This is a genomic window from Krasilnikoviella flava, from assembly GCF_900167525.1.
GTDB lineage: Bacteria > Actinomycetota > Actinomycetes > Actinomycetales > Cellulomonadaceae > Isoptericola > Isoptericola flavus.
On record NZ_FUZQ01000003.1, the window covers coordinates 195,618 to 218,183 of the forward strand.

Consider the following 22,566-nt stretch of genomic DNA (forward strand, 5'->3'; position numbering starts at 1 on the left):
AGACCGTGGCCGCCTGCGCGGGGAGCGCGGCTGCCCGAGGGCGATGGCGGCACCGAGGAGCACCGCGATGGAGCGACGAAGCATGAGACTTTCCGTCTCCTGAGGACGAGCGGCGGGATCTGACCTCATCCTGCCGCCCGGTCTCAAGCCGGGCGCCGCCGCAGGAAGTGCCACGCCAGGCCGAGCAGCAGCGTGAAGACGACGGCGAAGACCAGCATGGTGACCCGGTAGGCGTCCACGTAGGCGTCCTGGCTGGCCGCCACCACCTGGTCGAACAGGTCGTTGTCCCGCGCCCAGGCGGACACGGAGTCGTCGGAGAACCAGCCCACGACCGTGCTCTGCTGGGTCGGGGTCAGACCGAGCTCTGCCAGCCGGTCGGACAGCCCGCGGCCCAGGCCGCCGTAGAGGAGGGTCGAGCTCAGCGCGGACCCGAGAGCGAACGACGCCTGCCCGATAGCCGGCTTGCTCGCCACCGTCGCGCCGACCAGGTCCGGCGGCGGGACCTCGACGAAGAACTCCCCCGCCGCGGTCTCGGTGAGCATCCGGGAGAACCCGCCCAGCACGAGCGAGACGCCGAACACCCAGTACGGGGTCGTCGCGCCGCCGAGCACGAACAGGTACATCGACAGCGCGACGCCGGTCAGGCCGAGCAGGACGAGCGTCTGCGGCCGGCGGCCGCGCGCGGCGAGGCGGCCGGCGGCGAACGCGCCGAGCACCATGGCGAGCGACGCCGGGAGCTGGCCCAGGGTGACGTCCAGCGGGCTGTATGCGTACACGTACTGCCACAGCAGCGACAGCTGCAGCACCATGACGGCCTGCCACATGTTGAACGAGACGTCCGCGGTCAGCGCGCCGGCGAGGTTGCGGTCCTTGAACAGGTGCACGGGCAGGGCCGGCTCGTCGTGGTGCTGCTCCCACCACAGGAACCCGGCCAGCGCGACGACGCCGACCACGACCGGCACGAGCACCCGCGCCGTCAACCAGCCGTTCGCCGCGTCGCTGACGCCCCAGATGATCCCCACCAGCGCGACGGCGACGAGCACCAGCCCCACCGGGTCGGACTTGCGCCGGTGCACGGCCTTCGACCGCGGCACGAACAGCTTGTTGAGCACGAGCGCCACCGCGCCCACCACGGGCACCACCAGGTACCCGAGGCGCCAGTCCGACCCGATGAGCCAGCCGCCGAGGATCGTCAGAGGAAGGGTGAAACCGACCTGACCGGTGAAGTACAGCGACATCGCGCTCGGGATGTGGTCGGGCGCCACCGTGCGGATGAGCGCCATCGACAGCGCGAGCGTGCCCGCGAGCCCGATCCCCGTGATCACGCGGCCCGTGAGATAGATGCCGAACCCCGGCGCCGTCGCGGTCACCAGGCCCCCCAGGACGAGGGCCACCGCGCACCACATCAGTGTCAGGCGCCGGCCGAACCGGTCGCCGATCGTCCCGATCGTGAGGATCGACGCGGCCAGGGCCAGCGTCGCCGCCGACGCCGCGATCGACCGCTGCGTCGCCGACATACCGAACTCGGCCGCCGCGGACGCGAGGGCCGTGTTGTGCAGGGACACGTCGGCCGCCTGAGCGACGCCCGCGACCGTCAGGGCGAAGATCGCCAGGCCGGGCCGCTGCGCGACGCCGTCGGCCGGCTCGCCCGGGGTCGCGCCACCGGACGTCGCGCCGGCGCCGGCTGGCGCGGCCCCGCTCACGACGCCTCGTGCACCGTGACGCCGCGCTTGATCGTGCGCAGCACCTGGATGTCGCGGATCGCGTCCACGTCGACCTCGAGGGGGTTGTCGCTCAGGACCACGAGGTCGCCGAGCTTGCCCACCTCGATCGACCCGCGGTCGCCCTCCGTGCGGTGCTCGTAGGCAGCGTTGATGGTCAGCGCCCGCAGGCCCTCGAGCGGGGTGACCCGCTGGTCCTCGCCGAGCACGACGCCACCGGTCGACGTGCGGGACACCGAGCTCCACAGGAGCAGCAGCGGGTCGATCGGCGTGACCGGGTAGTCGGAGTGGTTGGACGGGCGTAGGCCCCTGTCGATCGCGGAGCGCATCGGCGAGATACCGAACGCCCGCTCCCGGCCGAAGTTCGCGAGGTGCGTGTCCCCGAACAGCAGGGTGTGCACGGTGAACATCGACGGCTCGAACCCCTCGGCCACGTAGTCGTCGAGCTGGTCCAGGCGCATCACCTGCGAGTGGATCGGCACGGTCCGCCCCGGCGGGGTCGCGCCCGCCGCCTTGGCGGCGCGGTGGGCCGCGAGGAGCTGGTCCACCGCGCCGTCCCCGTTGCAGTGCGCGAACACCTGGACGCCGTTCCGGTACGCCGTCGTCACGATCGCGTCGCTGGTCGGCTGGTCGATGTTGGCGATGCCGTGCCAGTGCTGCTCCCCGCTGGGGCCGCCCGTGAGGTACTCCTGCGTGACGTTCGCCGTCTTGCCCTGCGGCGAACCGTCCAGGATCAGCTTGACCCCCTGCACCGTGTGCCCGCCGACCGTCGTGTCGACGAGACCCGACGCCACCGCCTCGTCGAGCTCGGTAAAGATCACGAGGCTGCGCACGTCGACCGGCAACGCGCCCTCGGCGGCGAACCCGCGCACCTTCTCGACCTGCGGCCACGTGGCGGCGCCGTCCTGCACGGTCGTCATGCCCCAGCGCGCGTACTCGGCGAGCATCGCGTCGAACTCCCCGCGCCCGTAGTCGAGCAGCGAGAACGCGAGCGGCATCCACGCCCCCTCCCACAGCACGCCGTTCGGCCGGTCGGTGCCGGGGACGCGCACGATCGTGCCGCCGTCGGGGTCCGCGACGCCCGGGACATAGCCGTGCTCCTCGAGCACGCGGGTGTTCACGACCCCGCCGTGCGCCGACACGTGCACGACGGCGACGCGGTGGTCGGGGAACTCCCGGTCGAGGATCTCGGCGGTGAGCTCGCCGTCGTCGTCCATCGCCTCCGGGTAGTAGCCCCACCCGATGACGTACTCGCCGGGGGCGGGGTCGTTGCGGTCTTTCGCCTCGTGCAGCTTGGCCAGGATGTCGCCGACGGTCCGCGTGCCCCCGACGGGTGGAGTGGTCAGCGCCGCGTGCTTGATGAACGGCGCGCCCATCGAGACGTGGCTGTGTGCGTCCACGAAGCCGGGGACGACGGTCCGCCCGCCGAGGTCGACCACCTCCGTGCCGGGCCCGGCGAAGGCCCCGACCTCGGTCGCCGACCCGACGGCCGTGATCGTCCCCGCGGTGACTGCCACCGCCTCCGCGATCGTGTCGGCGTCGTCCACCGTGACGACGGTGGCGTTCGTGAGGATCAGGTCGGGCGCGGTCATGGTTCCTCGATTCCTCTCGTGCTCAGCTCTGGGTCTCGTCCCCGCGCGGGCCGGCGTCGCCGCCCGCGAGGGCAGCCGGGCGGCCGTCGAGCGTCAGCGGCCCGTCGACGAGCCGGCCGGCCTTGCGGTCCCGGTTCGCCTTGGCGAAGAACAGCGTGGAGATGATCGCGAAGAACGCCAGGAAGCCCGCGATGATGAACATCGTCCCGTTGAAGGAGCTCAGGAAGACCTCGGACGCCTGGTCGATCACCTTCTGCACGACGGCGGGGTCGTAGTCGGACATGTCCCCGCCGGAGACGTACTGCTGGATCATGCCGGTGTACTGGCCCTGCTGCGACGGCTCCACGTTGGCGTCGGCGAACGCCTCCGCGATCCCCCGCCCGTACTGCCCGAACAGGAACGTCGAGGACAGGGCGGTGCCCAGCGCGAAGCTCGTCTGGCCGATGGCGGTCTTCGACGACGCCATCGCGCCGGTCAGGGCCGGCGGCGGCTTGGCCACGAAGAACTGGCCCATCGTCGTCTCGTTGAGCATGCGGGCGAAACCGCCGACGATCATCGGGATCGCGAAGAAGACGTACGGCGACGTCGTCGTCGAGAAGCCGAACAGCACCATGGTCCCGATGAGCAGCACGTGGCCGATGATCAGGTTGAGCGACGCCGGGATGCCGCGGGACAGCAACCGGCCGGCGATCACGGCGCCCACCACCATGGCGAGGCTCATCGGCAGCTGGCCGAGGCTCACCTGCAGCGGCGTGTACTGGTACACGTACTGCCACAGCATGGACAGCTGGATCATCACCACGGCCTGCCACATGTTGAACGAGAACCCGACCGCGACGGAGCCCGCGAGCTCGGGGTCCTTGAACAGCTTGACCGGGAACGCCGGGGCGGCGATGCGCCCCTCCCACCAGATGAAGAGCGCCATGAACACCAGGCCGACGAGCACCGGCACGAGCACCTGGGTGGAGCCCCAGCCGTAGCTGGCGGCGTTCGACAGCCCGTAGATGAGGCCGATGAGGGAGACGGCGATCGAGCCGAGGCCGACGTAGTCGAACGCGCCGACGCTGTCGGCCTTGGCCTCGGGCAGCCCACGCAGGCACATGAGCAGGGCGATCACCGCGACGATCGGCATGGCGAGGTAGCCGAACCGCCAGCCGAAGCCGGCCAACCACCCGGCGACGACGCCGAGCACCAGCGCGGCCGCCGTCTGCCCGGCGAGCCAGAACGCGACGGCCTTCGGGATCTGGTTCGGCAGCACCTCGCGCAGCAGGGCGAAGCTCAGCCCGAACGACGCCGCGATCCCCACGCCGGTGACGGCCCGTCCGAGGATGAAGATCGCCGTCGTGGGGGCGATCGCCGTGAGGACGCCGCCCGCGATCGCGACCACCAGGCCCGCGAGCATCACCTTGCGGCGCCCCAGGCGGTCGCCCAGCGCCCCCGTCGTGAGGATGAACGCCGCCAGCGACAGGGTGCCGACGCTGGCCGCGAACGCCCGCGACGAGCTCGACATGTCGAGATCGACGCTCGCCCCGACGATGGCGATGTTGTTCGCCGTCGGGTCCACCACCTGGAGACAGGAGGCGGCGGTCAGCGCCACCAGCGCCGCCGTCGTGCCCTTCATGTGCCCTGCGACCTGCGTCGTCATCCCGGCCTCCCCGTTGGCGACGTGACCTCTTCCGGCCCGAGCACAACCTAAGGTCGCCCGCCGTGGGCCGCATCAGGAGGCCGGGGCGCCCGCCGGGCGCGCCGGGACGGGGGAGAATGGGTCGGTGCAGTGCCCCCACTTCGACGCCGGCCGCTGTCACTCGTGCACCCTGCTGGCGACGCCGTACCCCACGCAGGTGCGCGAGAAGCAGGAGCACGTGGCCGCCCTGCTCGCCGACGACCGGATCGCCTGGCTGCCGCCGGCGACCGGCCCCGAGGCCGGGTTCCGCAACAAGGCGAAGATGGTGGTGAGCGGCACGCTCGAGGAGCCGGTGCTCGGCATCCTCGGCTCGGCGGCGGGACCGTTCTCCGGTCAGGGCATCGACCTCACCGACTGCGGCCTGTATCCGGGCGCGCTGCAGGAGTCGTTCCCCGTCCTGGCCGAGCTGATCACGCGCGCCCGGCTGCAGCCCTACGACGCGACGTCGCCGTCACGCGGGGCGCGCCGACGCGAGACGCCGCGCGAGTCGGCGTGGCGGGGCGAGCTCAAGCACGTGCTCGTCACGCTGTCCGCCGACGGCGAGCTCATGGTGCGGTTCGTGCTGCGCAGCCAGGAGCCGGTGGCCCGGCTCCGCAAGCACCTTTCGTGGCTGCTCGCCGCGCTGCCGCAGGTCGCGGTGGTGAGCGTCAACGTGCAGCCCGCGCACGCGGCCGTCCTCGAGGGCGAGCAGGAGATCGTGCTCACCGACCGGCACGCCCTGCCGATGCGGGTCGGGGCCGACGGCATCACCCTGCACCTGCGGCCGCAGAGCTTCTTCCAGACCAACACCGCCGTCGCCTCCGCCCTCTACGCGCAGGCCCGCGCCTGGGTGGACGAGGTCGGGCCGGCCTCGCTGTTCGACCTGTACTGCGGCGTCGGCGGCTTCGCCCTGCACTGCGCGGCTCCCGGGCGCACCGTCACCGGCATCGAGATCTCCGCCGAGGCCATCGCCAGCGCCACCACGACGCGCGACGAGCTCGCCGCCCTGCCCGCCGGCGCCGTCGTCGCCGGCCACGACGCCACCTGGTGGGCCGGCGCCGTGCGCGACGTCCGCTTCGCCGCGGGCGACGCCACCGCCGTCGCCCGCGACGACGGGGCGCCCGAGCTCGTGATCGTCAACCCGCCACGGCGCGGTATCGGCGCCGACCTGTCGCGCTGGCTCGAGGACTCCGACGCCACGCACGTGCTCTACTCGAGCTGCAACGCCGTGACGCTCGCCGAGGACCTCGCGCGGATGCCGTCGCTGCGACCGACCCGTGCCCGGCTGCTCGACATGTTCCCGCAGACCAGCCACTACGAGGTGCTGGTGCTCCTCGAGCGGACGGCAACCGCTGGTTGAGCCTGTCGAGACCGTGTGCGTGGTCTCGACAGGCTCGACCGACGGCGGCAGGGGTTTCCTGAACACGGGCTGAGGCCTACGCTCGCGCCAACCGCACCCCGCAGCGTCGCGCCGTGCGTCGTGAGCCCGACCCCGGGCCTCGCGGGGTCACCACCAGGAGGTCGACCGTGAGAACAAGGATGTTCAGCACGGCCGTCGCGACCGCAGCCCTCGGCGGGCTCGTCGTCGCGGCGTCCCTCACCCCCACGGCGACGGCGGCACCCGCCGTCGCCACCGGCCGGCACGGCACCCACGTGCCAGGGCCGGACCTGTCGAAGAGAGTGACCGGCGAGCGGGTCTTCCGCCACCTGGAGGCGTTCCAGGAGATCGCCGACGAGAACGACGGCAACCGCGCCGCCGGCAGCCCCGGCTACGAGGCGTCCGCGAGGTACGTCGAGAAGACCCTGCGCAAGGCGGGGTACCAGCCGGAGCGCCAGTACTTCGAGTTCGACACGTTCGACGTGCTCGACCTGTCCGTCACGATCCCCGGCGTCGCCTTCGACCCGGTGCCGATGACGTACTCCACCTCCACGCCCGACGACGGCGTCACCGCGGCGGCCGTGCAGCCCGCGGTCGCGGACGGCTGCCCCGCCAGCGACGACCCCGAGGCGCCGCACGACGACTCGTGGGCCGGCGTCGACGCCACCGGCAAGATCGCCGTGGTGCAGCGCGGGTCGTGCACGTTCGGGGCCAAGGCGCTCGCCGCCGGCGAGGCCGGAGCCGCCGGGCTGATCATCTACAACAACACCGACGGCGCGCTCAACGGCACCCTCGGCGAGCGGAACGACGGGTACGCGCCCACGGTCGGCGTCACGCAGGCGGAGGGTGCGGCCATCGTCGCCGCCCTCGCCGCCGACCCGGCGACGCAGGTCTCCTTCGACCTGCAGGCCGTGATCGGGACCGCCGAGACGTTCAACGTGATCGCCGAGACGAAGCGCGGGCGGCACGACAACGTCGTCATGCTGGGCGCCCACCTCGACGGCGTGCCGGAAGGGCCGGGCATCAACGACAACGGCACCGGCTCGGCCGCGATCCTCGAGACCGCCGTCCAGCTGGCCAAGGGCGCCAAGCTCAACAACGCCGTCCGCTTCGCGTGGTGGGGCGCCGAGGAGCTCGGGCTGGTCGGTTCGGCGCACTACGTCGACGATCTCGTGACGAACGACCCCGAGGCCCTCGACGACATCGCGACCTACCTCAACTTCGACATGGTGGGCTCGCCGAACTACACGATCGGCGTGTACGACGCCAACGAGTCGACGTTCCCGGCCCCCGTCACCGTGCCCGAGGGCTCGGTCGCGACCGAGGCCGTCTTCACCGACTACTTCGACGACATCGACCAGGCGTGGGTGGACTCGGAGTTCTCCGGCCGCTCCGACTACGACGCGTTCATCAGCAACGGCGTGCCGGCCTCCGGCCTGTTCACCGGCGCGGACGCGATCAAGACCGAGGAGGAGGCGGCCGTCTTCGGCGGGGTCGCCGGCGAGGCCCTCGACCAGAACTACCACTCCGCGGGCGACGACCTGTCGAACGTGAACATCGAGGCGCTGGACATCATGTCCCGCGCGATCGGGCACGCCGCGCAGCAGCTGGCGTGGAGCACCGAGTCCGTCAACGGCGTCGAGCCCGGCCGGCCCGGTCACGGCCATGGTCACGGCCATGGCCACGGCCACGGCCACGGCGGTGGTCACCACCGCGGGTCGCACGGCTTCGACGGGCGCTGATCGCCACCGGTCGAGCCTGTCGGCACCGCACCACCGCTGGTCGAGCCTGTCGAGACCTCGCCGGGTTTCGACAGGCTCGACCCGTGCCCGGGGTCAGCAGGTGTGCAGCCACCCCGGCCAGTTGCCGGTCCGGGCGAGGGTCACGCCGGGCTCGACGCCGGGCGGCGCCTCCACGGTGATGGTGACGGTGCCGACCCGGTTGCGCCACGAGGCGACGTGCCAGCCGTCGGAGCACTCCTTCGTCTGGAGCCAGCGGCGGTCCTCCGTGACCTTGACGATCGTCGCGTCCGCGTCGGCCACGGTCACCGAGTAGATGCCGCGCAGCCCGGAGGTCTGGGCCGTGACCGTGGTGCGCACCGGGTCCGGGTCAGGCTCCTCGGTCGGGGTGGGGGTCGGTTCGGGCGTCGTCGTCGGCGTCGGTGACGGCGGGGTCGGCTTCGGTGACGGCGAGGCGGGCGGCGACGGCGCGGTGGTCGGCGACGGGCTCGCGCTCGGCGACGTCGAGGGCTCCGTCGGCCCGGGTGAGGCGGACGGCTCGGGCGACGTGCCGGGGCCCGTCGCCGGCGCGCTGGGCTGCGGCGACGACGGCGGAGTGGTGCCCGGCGTCGTCGTGGGGCCGGGCGTCGGCGTGCTCGGGGTGGCGTGGCCGCCGGTCGACGGGGTCGACGGCGCGTCCGCCGACGGCGTGGGCTGAGGGGCCGTCGTCGCGCTCGGCTCCGGCTCGGGCGGGGCGTCGGGCGACGCCGCGTCGCTCGGGGCCGGAGCAGGGGCCACGGCCGACGACGTGGGGGCGGGCGCGGGCGGCGCGGCGACCGGTCCACCGGTGCCGCCGCCGCTCATCGCCACCGCGACGGCCGCGACCGCGATCCCGGCGACCGTGCCCGCGCCGATCAGCCCGCCCTTGCCGAGCTGGCCGAGCCGGAGCACGATCGCCCGCACCCACTCCCCGGCCGTGACGAGCGCGGCGCCCACCGGGCCCGACCACACGAGCGCGCCCGCGCCGGTGGTACCGGCACCGAGCGCGCCCACGACCACCGGCACGGCGCCGCCCGCGGCGACTCCCGCAGCCGCGCCCGCGAGCAGCAGCGGGCCGGCGTCGCGCACCGCCCAGCCGGCCTCCCGCACGTCGATGAACGCGCGCATGCAGCCCTGGCAGCCGAAGAGGTGCGCCTCGAGCACCGTGCGGCGCGGCGGCGAGAGCCGGTGCCGCACGTACGAGTGCAGCGACTGCCGCGTGTCGAGGCATCCGGGCGGGCAGGCGCGGGCGTGTGCTGCCGCGAACGCGGCGGCCAGCCGCTCCTCGGCCTGACGCAGCCGGCGCAGCACCGCCCGGGCGTGCATGCCCAGCTCGGTGGCGATCGCGGCCAGCTCCCGGCCCACGACGTGCCGGTCCCACAGCAGCCGCTGGTCGTCGTGCGGCAGCGTGGCGAGCACGGTGCGCAGCACGGCCGGGTCCACCGTGCCTGCCGCGCCCGGACCGTCGTCGCGACCGTCCGCCGTGGCTGCGGCACGCATCCGCCGGATCGCGTCGTCGACGGCGCCGCGGCGCGCGGGCGCGTCGCCGTCGTGGATCGCGGTCACGCGACGCCCCCGTCTCTGCTGATGCTCTCCGGTGCCCGTCGTCGCGGGCCGTTCACGGCGCGCGACACGGGCGCGCCGTGGGCCATGATCGCAGCGACGCACGGGGCCAAGGCAAATCCCCAGGCCCGGGACGGCGCGCCGCAGCGGCGCTCACCGAGCCCCCGGGCGGTTCGACGACCTGCTCCCGTGCTCGTTCGGCAGGGTGCGGCGGGCTGCGTCAGTGGGCTACTCCGTGGGCTCGGTCGGCCCCGGCTCACCGGTGGGCTCCGGGTCGGCCGAAGGCGTGGGTGCCGGCTCCGTCGAGGTCCCGTCCGTCGGCTCGTTCGTCGGGTCCTCGCTCGGGGTTCCGCTGTCGGTGGGCGCGGGTTCCTCCTCCGTCGGCGGGTCCTCCGGCGGGGTGGTCGACGACGGCCGCGGCGACGACGGCGTCGACGGCGACCCGGACGACGAGGAGGTCGGCGACGACGTCGGGTCGTCGCCGCGGGTGGGCGACGACGTGGCAGACGGGTCGGGGTCCACGGAATCGTCGTCGCCGCTCGGGGTCGGCGAGGGCTCGCCCGTCGGCGTCTCCGTGGCGTCCCCGGACGGCATCGGCCCCGCGCTCGGCCCGCCCTCTCGCGTCGTCGAGGTGGGTGCCACCGCAGGCGACACCCCGCCGTCGGGCACCGTGCCCACGGTGGTCGCCTCCGGCGACGACCCGGGGCCGGGCGCCGCGGGTGCCGCGTCCCCGCTGCCGAGCGCGATCGCGACCCCCGCCACGGCGACGCAGGCCACCGTGCCCGCGACGATCAGCCAGCTCTGCCGTCGCACCGGTCGCGGGGCGGGCGTCGCGGGTCGGTCCGCCGTCGCGGCGAGCACCGCGGCCGGGCGCCACCCGCCCGCGAGCAGCCGCGGGCCGGCGTCCCGCAGCGCCCAGGCGGGTTCGCGCACGTCGACGAACGCGTGCAGGCACGCGGGGCAGGCGACGAGATGGTCCTCGGGCTCCGTCTCCTGCGCGGGCTGGACCCGCCGGTGCGTCAGGTCGCCGAGGGCCCGCCGCGTGGCCGCGCAGCCGGGCGGGCAGCCGTGCGCGTGGGCCGCCTCGAGCGCCGCGGCGAGGGCCTGCTCGGCCTGCCCCAGCAAACGAGGCACGGCGCGCGTGTGCGTGCCGAGCGCGGCGGCGACGGCGGCCGGCTCGTGCCGCTGGACGTGGGTGGCCCACAGCAGCAGCTGGTCGTCGGGCGGGAGCGCGGCGAGGGCGGTGCGCTGCGCCTCGGGGTCGGCGGTCCCGGCGGCGCCGGGTGCTCCCCCGCGCCCCGCGGCCGCGGCGGCGACCCGCATCCGGCGGATCGCGTCGTCGACGAACCCCGCGCGCGACGGCGCGTCGTCACCGGCCGTCTCGGTCACGGTGCCCCCGTCCCTGGGTCTCGAGCGGCGCACCGGAGGCACGCTCGCGGGGTCATGATGACAGCGAACCCCAGGGTTCGGGCAAGCCCCTGTTCAGGCAGGTCTCAGGGTGCGGGACGTCGGCGCCGCTCTCCGCGACCACGGGCAGGCTCGAGCGCATGAAGCAGTTCGTCCTCTTCGACCACGACGGCGTGCTGGTGGACACCGAGCCCTGGTACTACCGGGCCGGGGAGCGCGCCCTGGCGGACGTCGGCTTCACCCAGGACCGGGACCGGTACCTGCGGGACATGCACGACGGGCAGGCCACCTGGGCCCAGGCGCGTCGGGCCGGCGTCGACGAGGCCACGATCGACCGGCAGCGCGAGGTCCGCGACCGCTACTACCAGGAGTACCTGCGGACGGAGGCGATCGAGATCGACGGGGTCGTCGACACCCTGGCCGAGCTGGCGCCGCACGTCCGTATGGCGATCGTGACGACGTCGCGGCGGGTCGACTTCGACCTCATCCACGAGAGGCGCGACATCCTGCCGTTCATGGACTTCGTCCTCGCGCGCGAGGACTACGTGCACGCCAAGCCGCACCCGGAGCCGTACCTGACCGGCCTGAGGCTCTTCGGGGCGACCCGGGCGGAGACGCTGGTCGTCGAGGACTCGTCGCGGGGACTCGCCTCGGCGGTCGCGGCAGGGATCGACTGCGCCGTCGTCCACCACGAGTTCACGAGCTCGCAGGACTTCTCACGGGCCACCCACCGGATCGGCACCCTCGCCGAGCTGACGGACCTCGTCCTCGACGGGGCGTGAGGACGCGCCGCGGGCTCGGGGCCGCCGGGCGGCGGCGACCCCGAGCGGGGGCTGCGCGGCGGGGTCAGCGCCGTGCGGTCGCGAGCGCCTCCACGTGGCCGCGGCCGGTCAGTCCCATGAGCCGGTCGAGGGCGTCCCGGGAATCGGCGCGGTCGTCCTGCTCGGCGGCGAGCACCAGGGAGTACAGGTCCTTCGGGTCCTCCGGCTCGGCGACGAGGTCCAGGTGCTGCAGGAGCCCGGTGGGGACGTCGTCGCGCACGAGGCGCAGCGCTGTCCAGTCCTCGACGGCGAAGCCCACGGAGTCGAAGACGGTCACGGTGGCGTCGTCGGGGGTGCGGCGGTCGCCGGCGTGCCGGGCGAACGCGTCGCCGGGCCCCGCGGTGGCGGGCGCGCCGTGGCGCCCGTCGCGCCGCCCGGCCACGACCTCCCACAGCTCGGTGACGACGAGGTCCGGCGTCTGCTGGATCTCGCCCTCGATGCGGGTCTGCGGCTCGTACTCGACGAACACCTCGGCGCCGCGCAGGATCGCCGGGTCGAGCTCCGTCTTTCCGGGGCAGTCACCGCCGATCGCGTTGACGTGCACGCCGGGCCGGGCGAGGCGAAACACCATGCCGTGGGTGAGCACGGTCGCGTTCGCCTTGTCCGCCGTGCAGGTCGTGATCACGTCGGCGCCGGTGACGGCGTCCTCGCCGCTGGTCGCCTCGTGCACCTCGAAGCCGAGGGCCCGCGCGTGCCGGGCGAGCTTGGCCTGCGCGCCCGGGTCGGTGTCCCAGACGCGCAGGTGCGTGATGCCGAGCGCGGCCCGCATCCCCAGGGCCTGGAACTCCGACTGCGACCCGGCACCGATCAGCGCGAGGGTCCGCGAGCCGGCGCGCGCCAGGTACCGCGCCGCCAGGGCCGACGTCGCCGCCGTCCGCAGCGCGGTGAGCAGCGTCATCTCGGCGAGGAAGGTGGGGTAGCCGTTGCGCACGTCGGCGAGGACGCCGAACGCCGTGACGGTCTGGTAGCCGCGCGCCGGGTTGCGCGGGTGGCCGTTGACGAACTTGAAGCCGTACGTGACGTCGTCGGACGTGGGCATGAGCTCGATGACGCCGTCACGGGAGTGGGACGCGATCCGCGGGCGCTTGTCCAGGTCGGGCCACCGGGCGAAGTCGACCTCGAGGGCGTCCATGAGCCGCCGGATCACGGGCTCCGGGCCGCGGTGCGCCACCCAGCGCGCCATGGACGCGACGTCGAGGAACGGGACGGTCGTCATGCGCGGGCCTCCTGGTCGGTGGCGGTGCTCGTGGGCGAGCTCGTCGGCGTGGTCGCCGGGGCCGGTCGGAGCTCGAGCGTGCAGCACTTCACGGACCCGCCTCCCTTGAGCAGCTCGGACAGGTCGACGCCGACCGGCTCGAAGCCGCGCTCGCGCAGCCGGGCGTGCATCCCGGTGGCGCGGTCGGTGAGGAACACGTGGCGCCCGTCCGAGACGGCGTTGAGGCCGAGCACCGCGGCGTCCTCGGGCGTCGCGAGGATCGCGTCCGGGTAGCGCTCGGCGAGCACGGCCTGCGAGGCGGGGCTGAACGCCTCCGGCAGGTAGGCGACGAGCGGCGAGGCTCCGCCGTCGAGCACCGCCAGCGCCGTGTCGAGGTGGTAGTAGCGCGGGTCGACGAGCTCGAGAGTCACGACCTCGACGCCGAGCAGCGCGGCCACCTCGGCGTGCGCGGCGCGGGAGGTGCGGAAGCCCGTGCCGGCCAGCATGACGTCACCGGCGAGCAGCAGGTCGCCCTCGCCCTCGTTCTGCTCGACGGCCTGGCCGAGGCTGGTGACGCCGTCGTCCGCGCCGGCGAACCACTTCTCGTAGGCGACGCCCTCCGGCCGCCGTTCGGGGTAGGTGAACCGCGCCGCCAGGGCGCGCCCGCCGAGCACGACGCCACCGTTCGCGGCGTACACCATGTCGGGCAGGCCCGGGACCGGGTCGATCACCTCGACGCGGTGACCGTACGCCTCGTAGGTGGCGCGCAGGTGCTCCCACTGCGCGAGGGCGCGCCCGGCGTCGACCGGAACGCCGAGGTCCATCCACGGGTTGATCTCGTAGACCACGTCGAAATAGGTGGGCGGGCACATGAGGAAGTGGCGCGGGGTCGCCGCGCGCTCGGGGATCCTCGCAGGCTGGGGAACCGTGGCCGACGTCGTCGTCGGCGTGGTGAGGGCCGTCATAACCCGGACGCTAGGGCCGCCGACGTTGCGCCGGACGCGCGATCCGTTGCGCGTTCCGGGCCCCGACCTGGCGTATCGAGCGTCCCGGTTGAAGAATTCGGGCATGGAGCTGACATGGACGCGCTGAACCGCAGGATCGTCGGGCACCTGCTGCGCGACGGTCGTGCCACCTACGCCGACATCGGCGCCGACGTGGGGCTGTCCGCGCCCGCGGTGAAGCGCCGCGTGGACGTCATGCTCGCGCGCGGCGAGATCACCGGGTTCACGGTGCGGGTGGCGCCCGAGGAGCTGGGCTGGGGCGTGGAGGCGTACGTCGAGCTGTTCTGCCGCGGCAACGTCTCCCCCGCCACCCTGCGCCGCGACCTGGCCACCATCCCGGAGATCGTGCGGGTGGACACGGTCACCGGGGAGGCCGACGCGATGGTGCAGATCATGGCGGGCAACATGGGCGACGTGGAGCGCACCGTCGAGGCCATCCGTGCCAGCGCCCGCGTGGACAAGACGCGCACGTCCCTGGTCATGACGCGCGTCATCGACCGGCCCGCCCGGTCGTCCTCGGCGGAGGGGGCGTGACGTGCGGGCGCGACACTGCGCCGTCGGGCTCGTCGCCGTGGCGGCGCTCGCGCTCGCGGGCTGCACGTCCCCCGGCGACGACGCTCAGCCCCTGCCGAGCGGCGTCGCGCAGGGCCTGACGGCGGAGCTGCGCCAGGACCGCACGCAGTACGCCGACCGCCGCGCCGTGCTGCGAGTGGTCAACGGCTCCGACAGCACGGTGACCCTGCTCGGCGGCAGCCTCGACGCCCCGGGGTTCGGGCCGAGCAGCCCCGACGGCGCACCGCGCGCCCGCGAGCTCGCGCCGGGCGCGGGCCGTGACGTCCGGCTGCGGCTCGGGGAGGTCGACTGCGACGCGACCGCCCCGGACCCGTTGACCGGCGCGGCGGCGCAGCAGACGCCGGTCGCGACGGCGACGGTGCGGGTGGCGGCGGGAGACGTCTCGGGCGCGGCGTCCGCCGCCGAGGGCGCGACGTCCGGGACCGCTGTCGACGTCGAGGTCATCGACCCGTTGGCCCGCCTCGCCGCCGTGCACGCGGAGGCCTGCGCCGAGCGCCTGGTCGCCTCCGGCGTCACGCTGCGCGTCGCCGACGTCGAGGCCGCCCGGGTCCGCACCTCCGGCGGCGTCGAGCCCGGCGGGCGGGTGACGCTCGGCGTCGAGCCCGTGCCCGGCGGACCCGACGTGCACCTGGTGGAGATCTCCGGCACCACGCTGCTCTCCCCCGCACGCGGCGTCGCCTGGACGGGCGACGACCTGGCCGGGCAGGACGACGGGCGGGTCGTGCTCGACCTCGTGCCCGCGCGCTGCGACCCGCACGTGGTCGCGGAGGACAAGCGCGGCACGTTCCTGCCCCTGCACACCGAGGTCGACGGCGCGCCGCAGCCGGTGATCCACGTGCCGATGTCTGACGAGCAGCGCGCGGTGATCTACCAGATCGTCCACGACGCCTGCGGGTGGGACTGACCGGCGACCCGCGTCGTCCGCATTGCCGAGCGGGTGAAATCCGCACGCACCCTCCCGTTATTGAGGCCGCATCAGTAGTCTCCCTCCAGACCCGTCGACGACGACGGGCCGCGGCCCCGAGCCGCGCGGACGTCCGCGTCGACGACGACCCGGACCGGAGTGAGGCCCCGATGAACTCGATCACCCCCGTGCCCCGTGGAACACGCGGCCCCGCCGTGTCCTCTGCCATCGCCGTCGCAGCCCTCGCCCTCGCGGCGCTCGTCGCGCTGGTGGTGCTCCTGCTGCTCGACGGCAAGGTCGCCGACGGCACCACGCGCCTCGACGCCGGCGCCGCCCAGGTGGACGACGGCGCAGCCCGCCTGTCCGACGGCAGCACGCAGCTCGCCGACGGGGCCGGCGAGCTGTCCGACGGCGCCGGCACCCTCGTCGACGGCACCGTCCGCCTCGTCGACGGCACCGACGACCTCACGGCCGGCACCGCACGCCTCTTCGACGGTACGAGCGAGCTGCGCGAAGGCCTCGAGACCAAGCTGCAGCCCGGCACCGTCGAGGCGTTCGCCGGGATCCAGACGCTGCACCACGGCACCGTGCTGCTGCACGACGGTGGAGCCAAGCTCAGCGACGGCGCCTCCGAAGTCGCCGCCGGCAGCGTCAGGGCGTCGGACGGCGCCTCCGAGCTCTCCGGCAAGCTCCCCCAGCTCGTCGACGGCGCCGCCCAGGTCGCTGCCGGAAACGCCAAGGCGTCGGACGGGGCGAACGCACTTGCGGGCGGGTCCGAGCTGCTCGCCGAGGGAAGTACGAGACTTGCCACCGGCTCGGGCGCGGTCGCCTCGGGCGCATCCGACCTCTCGTCCGGTGTCGGTCAGCTGTCCGCGGGGATCGACAAGCTCGTCACGTCGGGGGGCGAGCTCGGGGCGGGGGCCACGAACGTGGCGGCCGGCGCGACCACGGTGGCGGACGGTACGACCTCACTCGTCGGGGCCACCGGCACGCTGAAGGGCGGGGCGCGGCAGACCGCCGACGGCGCCTCGACAGCGGCGGCAGGCGCCGAGCGTCTGACCACGGGAGTCGCCCAGGCCGCGGGCGCCAGCCGTTCGCTCGCCGCCGGGCTGGAGTCCGTCGACGCGGGTGCCGGCCAGGTCGCGCGCGGCAGCTCGGACCTGGCGAACGCGCTCGCCGACCTCGCCGCCTCGACCGAGGACCCTGAGCTCGCCGCGACGCTGAAGGGCCTGACGGCGAGGGCCGAGGGCCTGTCGGCGGGTGCCACCCAGGTCGCGGGCGGTGTCGGTGCCGCGCGCGACGGTGCCGCGCAGCTCGCCGGCGGGTTCGACGGGGAGAAGGGCCTCGTCGCCGGCTCGAAGGCCCTGCAGTCGGGCACGGTGGCCGTGGCGAACGGCGCGGAGTCGGTCGCGTCCGGAGCCGGGAAGCTCGCCGACGCCACCGCTCGCCTCGACGGGGGCGCACAGCAGGTCGACGCGGGGGCTGCGCAGGTCCGGGACGGGATCGGCGCGCTCCTCACCGGCGGTTCGAAGCTCCAGGCGGGCGCGGCCTCGGCCCGCGACGGAGCGAAGTCGCTCGCCCATGGATCGTCCGAGCTGGACGCAGGCGTGACCACGCTGGCAGGGAAGACCACCGAGCTGAGCGATGGCGCGGCCGAGCTCGCCGGCAAGCTCCCCGCACTCGCCGACGGAGCCGAGGAGGTCGCCGCCGGTACCGTCCGCGCCAACGACGGCGCCGCCGAGCTGGCCGGCAAGCTCCCCGCGCTCGTCGACGGATCGGGTCAGGTGTCCGCGGGGGCGGCGCAGCTGACGAGCAAGCTCGGCGAGGCGCAGACCGGCGCGGGTGACCTCGAGGCGGGCCTGGGCAAGCTGGCCGACGGCGCGGACGACGCGACGGTCGGCATCCGCAAGATCGACACCGGCGCCCAGGACCTCGACAAGGGCGCCGGACGGCTGGCCGACGGTTCGGCCGAGCTCGCGGACGGGGCCGGGCGCCTGGCGACCGGCGCGACGCAGCTCTCCGATGGCAGCACGGACCTCGCGGACGGGGCGGCCACGCTCGCGGCGGGCACCACGGAGCTCGCGGACGGGACGGGCACCATGAGGTCCGAGGTGACGAACAGCCCCGCCGGGGGCGCGGCGCTCGGCGGCGGCGTCCTGCTGGCCCTCGGGCTGCTGGCGGCGGTGGCGGCGGTCGCGCTCCACGTCCGGCGTCGCGTCTGACGCCGGGACGGAAGCCGGACGGCCCGGTCCGACGCTCAGGGGAGCGTCGGGCCGGGCCGTCGGTGTCTCGGGGGGTGCGGGTCACCGCCCGCCGAAGATGACCTCCCACAGGCTCTTCACCCGGATGGTGGTGGTGGTCGTGGCGGCCTCGGTGGCGTCGTCGCCGGAGTAGCGCAGCTCCACCTCGACGGTGCCGGGCTGGAACGGGCCCGCCCACAGGCGGGCGTCGCCCTTCTTGTTCAGCGCGTCGACGTCGACCTTCTTGCCCTTGATCGTCGCGGTGACCTTGCCCGTCGGCGTGCCGTCCGGCGTCTCGACCGACACGTCGATGCGGGCCGGCTGGAGCCACGCGACCGCCGTCTCCGGCGCGTCGACCGTCAGGGTCGGGGTGGCCTTGGCGGGCTCGGTGACCTCGATCGGCACGGTGACCTCGGTGCCGGTCGCGGCCCCGGTGAGCGTGAGCGTCGCGGCGCCCGCGGGGGTGTCGGCCGGGAGTTCGACGGAGACCGCGGCCGTGCCGATCGTGTCGTCGGGCGTGGTGCCCGCGGCCGTCGTCACGGCGGCGGCGCCGAGCACGGTGTCGCCGAGCGACACGGTGAGCTCCGGGTCGGTGACGTCGCCGGGGGCGGACATCGACCACGACGAGACGTCGAACGCGACGGTCGTGCCGGGCTCGTACGCCTCGGGGGCGTCAGCCGGGAAGGAGACGCCGACGGCCTGCTGGCTCGGGTCGACGGCGAGCGGCTCGTCGGCGGCGAAGGTCGCCATGTAGTCGACGAACGCCGCGAGGTCGGCCTTCCCGGTGTCGCGGGCGTTCGCGCCGTCCGCGAAGGCGCGGAAGTTGTCGCCGCCCGACGCGAGGAACGAGTTCACCGTGACGGAGTACGACGCGGCCGGGTCGATCGCCTCGCCGTCCAGCCAGATGCCGGTGATGCGGTCACCCTCCTCACGGTTCGCGTCGAACGTGGACGTGAACCCGTCGGAGACGCCGAGGCGCAGGAACGGCCGCGAGGGGACGTTGCCGTCGGCGTCGCGCTGCCACTGCTGCTCGAGGACCGCCTTGATCTGCTCGCCCGTGAGGTCTATGTTGACGAGCGTGTTGGCGAACGGCTGCACCGCGGCCGCCTGCTTGTACGTGAGCGTGCGCGGGAAGGCGTCCGTGCCGGAGCCCACCATGTCGGCCCGCAGCCCGCCGGGGTTCATGAACGCGATCTGCGCCTCGCCCGACTCGGGAGCCTCGGTGGCCCACCGCTGCACCTCGGCCACGAGGTTGCCGAGCGTGGACTCGCCGCCGCGGTTCTCCGCGCCGGACGACAGCTTGGCGCGGTTGAACGCCCCGCCGATCTCGCCCAGCGGCTCCGCGCCGAGCACGTCAGCCTCCTTGACGGCGTCCGCCACGATCGTCGTGACGTCCGGGTCGGCCGGGTACGCGCCCGCCAGCGGCAGGATCCCCGTCTCGACGCCGGCCACCTCGCCCGTCGCGGCGTCGACCGAGTAGACCAGCTGGTTGAGGTTGTAGCCGTACTGCCCGGCCGACACGACCGGGCGCTCCGTCACGGCTTCGCCGGCCCACTCGTCCACCGGGAACGTGCAGTCGTACGCGAGGTGCGTGTGCCCGGAGACGATGGCGTCCACCTCGGGGCTGACGTCGTTCACGATGCTCGCGAACGCGTTGTCCGCCGTCGGCATCGCCGCGCAGTCCGTGGACTCCGCGCCCTCGTGCACCAGCAGGACGACGACGTCGGCACCCTCGGCCTTGAGCGCGTCGGCCTCCTCGTTCGTCGTGTCGACGATGCTCTGCACCTCGAGGTCGGCGATGCCCGCCGGGCTGACGAGGGCGGGCAGCTCCTCGGTCACCGCGCCGACGAAGCCGACCTGCACGTCGCCGAAGTCCTTGATCCAGGTGGCGGGGACGGCGTCGTCGCCCGTCGCCCTGACCTTGAGGTTGGCGGCCACGTACTGCCACTGCGCGCCGCCGAACGGGTTGCTGTCGGCGTCGTAGGGCGCCATCACCCGGTTCAGCAGGTCGTCGTAGCCCTGGTCGAGCTCGTGGTTGCCCACGGCCGACACGTCGAGGCCCGCGGCGTTGAGGGCATCGATCGTGGGCTTGTCGTGCTGGATGAACGACTCGAACGTGGAGGCGCCGATGAGGTCGCCCGCGGCGGCGAACACCGTGTTCGGGTTCTCGGTGCGCAGCTGCTGCACCGCGCCGGCCAGCACCGCGGCGCCGGCCTCCGTGCCGTTCGCCTGGATGCGGCCGTGGAAGTCGTTGGTGGCGAGGATCTGGACGTCGACGATCGGGTCCGCCTGGGCGGAGACGGCGCCGGCCGTGGTGACCCCCGCGAGCGCGAGGGTCAGGCACGTGGCGCCGGCGGTCCGCCGGCGGAAGGAGGGCCGAGCTGAGGACATGGGACGCTCCCGGTGACAAGGACTGTGGTGGGCGTCACCGTAGCGGGACCGTGCGACAGCGGCATGACGGCCGTGAGAAGGCCGGGAGAACGGGAGGCCGCCCGCCGCTCAGCCCGCGCCGACCGTCTCCGGCTCGGGGGCCGCCGCCGGGCGCGAGGCCGGGTCGCTCAGGTGGCCGGTGCGCCGCAGCCACCAGTCCGCCAGCAGCGTGGTCAGCGGCGGGACGGCGGCGGCCAGGGCGACCAGCGTGCGGAACCAACCCCAGCGCAGCTTCACCGCCACGACCAGCGCGATCACCACGTAGGCCACGAACGCCGCGCCGTGCAGGCGGCCGAACAGCCAGACGCCGGCCTCCGTCGTCTCCGTGACGTACTTGAGGAACATCCCCACCAGGAGCCCCGCCCAGGTGAGCGCCTCGATCACGGCGACGACGGCGAACGCGCGGCCCATCGCGGACAGCGGCGGGCGGGCGGGCGACGGGGGCGTGGCAGGCATGGCGGACCTCTCGTGGTGCGGGCGGTCGGGCCAGTCTGCCCGACGCCGGGCGTTCGGCGTCGCGAGGATGTGACAGCCCGTCGGCACCCTCGGCCCCGCACCCGCTCTAGGCGAGCGGGCCCAGGGCGACGCGTCGGTCGGTGCCGGCGAGCGCCGCCGCGAGCGCCGGCTCGTCGAGCGCGTCGACCAGCCGCTTCTCCTCGTACCGGAAGTGCGTCTCCATGACGGCGTCGATCCCGTCCAGGTGGCGGTCGAGCGCGGCTGCGTCGGCACCGGCGTCGACCGCGCGGGCCAGCCCGCCCAGCAGGTGGTCGAGCATCGTGTGGTCGCGCTGCAGCTCGGCGACGACGTCGGCGAGGTCGGGCCGCAGGTCGAGCAGGGCGGTGAAGACGCTGCCGTCCTCGCCGCGGTGGTGACCCTCGAGCGCCTGGCAGAAGCCGTGGCAGTACAGGCCGATCAGGCGGCGGGGGTCGGCGTCCGCCGGCGTCGAACCGTCGTCGGCTGCGACGGTGACGGCCTCGCGCGCGACCTCGAGCGCGTCGCGCAGGCGGGCGTGGACGGAGCGCAGCTCCTGGCCCCAGGCGACGAGGCGGTCGGTTCCGGCGGCGGACAGGGCCGGAGAAGAAGGGGCAGCGGAAGGGGCGGCGGAGTCTCGGGAAGGGTCGGTCACGATGCGCCGAGCATAGCCGGGCCGGCATCGCGAGAGGCCGCCGCGGACTGGTCGAGGCCCTGGTCACGGCCCCGTCGCCCGCCGTCCACCTGCCGTCCGCCGGGCGGTCACGTGCGACCGATGGGATGGTCGGGCAACGGCCGACCACGGCCGACCACCCTCTGGAGGACGACATGGATCACCGCAGCTCCGCCGCCCCCGCCGGCATCACCCGCCGCGGCGCCCTCACGGCCGCCGGTGCGCTCGGCGCCCTCGGCGTCGCGGGTGCCCTCGCCGCGCCGGGCGCCGCCGCCACGACCGCCGCACGCCCCGCCAGGGGCGCGCTGATCGGCCCGGCCAAGGGATCGACGCTGCACGCGATGAGCTTCAACATCCGGCTCGACCGCGAGGACGCGACCCAGCCCGGCGAGCCGGACCACTGGCCCGACCGCGCCCCGCTCGTCACCGCGTTCCTCGCCCTGGAGCAGCCCACGATCCTCGGCGTGCAGGAGGCGGAGTTCCAGCAGCTGGCCGCCGTCGAGGAGGGCCTCGGCAAGCACTACCGCACGGTGGGCTACGGCCGGTCGGGCGGCGCCGACGGCGAGTACTCGGCGATCTTCTACGACGCGCGCCGGCTCACGCTGCTGTGGTGGGACCAGTTCTGGCTGTCGGACACCCCGGACGTCATCGGCTCGGCCACGTGGGGCAACTCCGTGACCCGCATCGTCACCTGGGCCCGGTTCCGGGACCAGCGCACGGGTACCGAGTTCGTGCACGTGAACTCACACTTCGACCACCAGTCGGAGAACGCCCGTGTGCGCAGCGCCGAGGTCGTGCGCGACCTGGCCGCCGGGTTCGGCCTGCCCGTCGTCTTCACCGCCGACTGCAACGCCCCCGCCGAGCGGTCCGCGCCCTACGACGTGCTCGTCACCGACGGCGGCCTGCTCGACACGTGGGTGTCCGCCGACCGCCGCCTCACCCCCGACGTCGGCACGTTCCCGAACTACGGCGAGCCCGTGCCGGGCGCCGACCGGATCGACTGGGTGCTCGCCACCGGCGGCACCGAGGTGCTCGCCGCGACCATCAACACGTGGACGAAGGACGGCCGCTGGCCGAGCGACCACACGCCCGTCCAGGCGCTGCTGCGCCTGACGTGACGCCGTCGAGCGTCTCTGCTCGTCAGGAATCGACCGCCGATCGCTGACGGGCGGAG

The 22,566-nt window shown here is 74.3% G+C and carries 17 protein-coding genes; 7 read left to right on the forward strand and 10 right to left on the reverse strand.

The annotated features are described in order from the left end of the window. Positions 1 to 143: 143 nt before the first annotated feature. Genes B5Y66_RS08890 through B5Y66_RS08900 form a run of 3 tightly spaced genes read right to left on the reverse strand, consistent with a single transcriptional unit; the run spans position 144 to position 4,958 of the window. Complete coding sequence (locus tag B5Y66_RS08890; RefSeq protein WP_079573624.1) at positions 144 to 1,703, reverse strand: MFS transporter; 1,560 nt, start codon at positions 1,701 to 1,703, stop codon at positions 144 to 146. Continuing rightward, positions 1,700 to 3,313, reverse strand: coding sequence for an amidohydrolase (locus B5Y66_RS08895; RefSeq protein ID WP_079573626.1), 1,614 nt, complete (start codon positions 3,311 to 3,313; stop codon positions 1,700 to 1,702). Before B5Y66_RS08895 ends, B5Y66_RS08890 begins: the two co-directional genes overlap by 4 nt. A 22-nt stretch (positions 3,314 to 3,335) precedes the next feature. After that, the gene (locus B5Y66_RS08900; RefSeq protein WP_079573628.1) at positions 3,336 to 4,958 is read right to left on the reverse strand and encodes an MFS transporter; all 1,623 of its coding nucleotides are present in this window, start codon (positions 4,956 to 4,958) and stop codon (positions 3,336 to 3,338) included. 124 nt (positions 4,959 to 5,082) lie between these two features. Between B5Y66_RS08900 and rlmC the strand changes: the two genes are divergently transcribed. Next, positions 5,083 to 6,336, forward strand: a complete 1,254-nt coding sequence (rlmC, locus tag B5Y66_RS08905) for a 23S rRNA (uracil(747)-C(5))-methyltransferase RlmC (protein ID WP_079573630.1) — start codon at positions 5,083 to 5,085, stop codon at positions 6,334 to 6,336. 167 nt (positions 6,337 to 6,503) lie between these two features. After that, the gene (locus B5Y66_RS08910; RefSeq protein ID WP_245807016.1) at positions 6,504 to 8,096 is read left to right on the forward strand and encodes a M20/M25/M40 family metallo-hydrolase; all 1,593 of its coding nucleotides are present in this window, start codon (positions 6,504 to 6,506) and stop codon (positions 8,094 to 8,096) included. 93 nt (positions 8,097 to 8,189) lie between these two features. On the opposite strand, the gene B5Y66_RS08915 is transcribed toward B5Y66_RS08910, so the two are convergent. Both B5Y66_RS08915 and B5Y66_RS08920 read right to left on the reverse strand, forming a co-directional pair. Beyond that, the gene (locus tag B5Y66_RS08915) at positions 8,190 to 9,677 is read right to left on the reverse strand and encodes a zf-HC2 domain-containing protein (RefSeq protein WP_079573634.1); all 1,488 of its coding nucleotides are present in this window, start codon (positions 9,675 to 9,677) and stop codon (positions 8,190 to 8,192) included. A 225-nt stretch (positions 9,678 to 9,902) separates the two neighbouring features. Next, the gene (locus B5Y66_RS08920) at positions 9,903 to 11,063 is read right to left on the reverse strand and encodes a hypothetical protein (RefSeq protein ID WP_079573636.1); all 1,161 of its coding nucleotides are present in this window, start codon (positions 11,061 to 11,063) and stop codon (positions 9,903 to 9,905) included. A gap of 158 nt (positions 11,064 to 11,221) precedes the next feature. On the opposite strand from B5Y66_RS08920, the gene B5Y66_RS08925 reads away from it, so the two are divergent. Continuing rightward, positions 11,222 to 11,863, forward strand: coding sequence for an HAD family hydrolase (locus B5Y66_RS08925; protein WP_079573638.1), 642 nt, complete (start codon positions 11,222 to 11,224; stop codon positions 11,861 to 11,863). Positions 11,864 to 11,927: 64 nt separating this feature from the next. Here B5Y66_RS08925 and B5Y66_RS08930 read toward each other — a convergent pair whose 3' ends face one another. Next, on the reverse strand, positions 11,928 to 13,118 hold the full coding sequence (locus tag B5Y66_RS08930; RefSeq protein ID WP_079573640.1) for an ornithine cyclodeaminase: 1,191 nt from the start codon (positions 13,116 to 13,118) through the stop codon (positions 11,928 to 11,930). Further along, positions 13,115 to 14,062 carry a dimethylargininase gene (ddaH, locus tag B5Y66_RS08935; protein ID WP_079573642.1) on the reverse strand — a complete coding sequence of 316 codons (948 nt, stop codon included), beginning with the start codon at positions 14,060 to 14,062 and terminating at the stop codon, positions 13,115 to 13,117. The genes B5Y66_RS08930 and ddaH overlap by 4 nt, the downstream gene beginning before the upstream one ends. 114 nt (positions 14,063 to 14,176) lie before the next feature. On the opposite strand from ddaH, the gene B5Y66_RS08940 reads away from it, so the two are divergent. The 3 genes from B5Y66_RS08940 (at position 14,177) to B5Y66_RS08950 (ending at position 17,800) form a co-directional block, all read left to right on the forward strand. After that, positions 14,177 to 14,635 carry an Lrp/AsnC family transcriptional regulator gene (locus B5Y66_RS08940; RefSeq protein ID WP_079573645.1) on the forward strand — a complete coding sequence of 153 codons (459 nt, stop codon included), beginning with the start codon at positions 14,177 to 14,179 and terminating at the stop codon, positions 14,633 to 14,635. A gap of 1 nt (position 14,636) precedes the next feature. After that, entirely contained in the window at positions 14,637 to 15,578 is a 942-nt protein-coding gene (locus B5Y66_RS08945; RefSeq protein WP_079573647.1) for a hypothetical protein, read from the forward strand. A gap of 215 nt (positions 15,579 to 15,793) precedes the next feature. After that, positions 15,794 to 17,800 (forward strand): YhgE/Pip domain-containing protein, encoded by a 2,007-nt coding sequence (locus B5Y66_RS08950; protein ID WP_176168828.1) that lies wholly within the window; start codon positions 15,794 to 15,796, stop codon positions 17,798 to 17,800. Between the two features lie 81 nt (positions 17,801 to 17,881). Here B5Y66_RS08950 and B5Y66_RS08955 read toward each other — a convergent pair whose 3' ends face one another. The 3 genes from B5Y66_RS08955 to B5Y66_RS08965 form a co-directional block, all read right to left on the reverse strand. Then, a complete protein-coding gene (locus tag B5Y66_RS08955) occupies positions 17,882 to 20,209 on the reverse strand; it encodes a bifunctional metallophosphatase/5'-nucleotidase (protein ID WP_079573651.1) in 2,328 nt (775 codons plus the stop codon). Positions 20,210 to 20,317: 108 nt separating this feature from the next. Continuing rightward, positions 20,318 to 20,704, reverse strand: coding sequence for a DUF3817 domain-containing protein (locus tag B5Y66_RS08960; protein ID WP_079573653.1), 387 nt, complete (start codon positions 20,702 to 20,704; stop codon positions 20,318 to 20,320). Between the two features lie 106 nt (positions 20,705 to 20,810). Next, positions 20,811 to 21,374: a hemerythrin domain-containing protein gene (locus B5Y66_RS08965; protein ID WP_245807017.1), complete on the reverse strand. Its 564-nt coding sequence runs from the start codon at positions 21,372 to 21,374 to the stop codon at positions 20,811 to 20,813. Positions 21,375 to 21,547: 173 nt separating this feature from the next. On the opposite strand from B5Y66_RS08965, the gene B5Y66_RS08970 reads away from it, so the two are divergent. Beyond that, the gene (locus tag B5Y66_RS08970; RefSeq protein ID WP_079574387.1) at positions 21,548 to 22,510 is read left to right on the forward strand and encodes an endonuclease/exonuclease/phosphatase family protein; all 963 of its coding nucleotides are present in this window, start codon (positions 21,548 to 21,550) and stop codon (positions 22,508 to 22,510) included. The last annotated feature ends 56 nt before the right edge of the window (positions 22,511 to 22,566 follow it).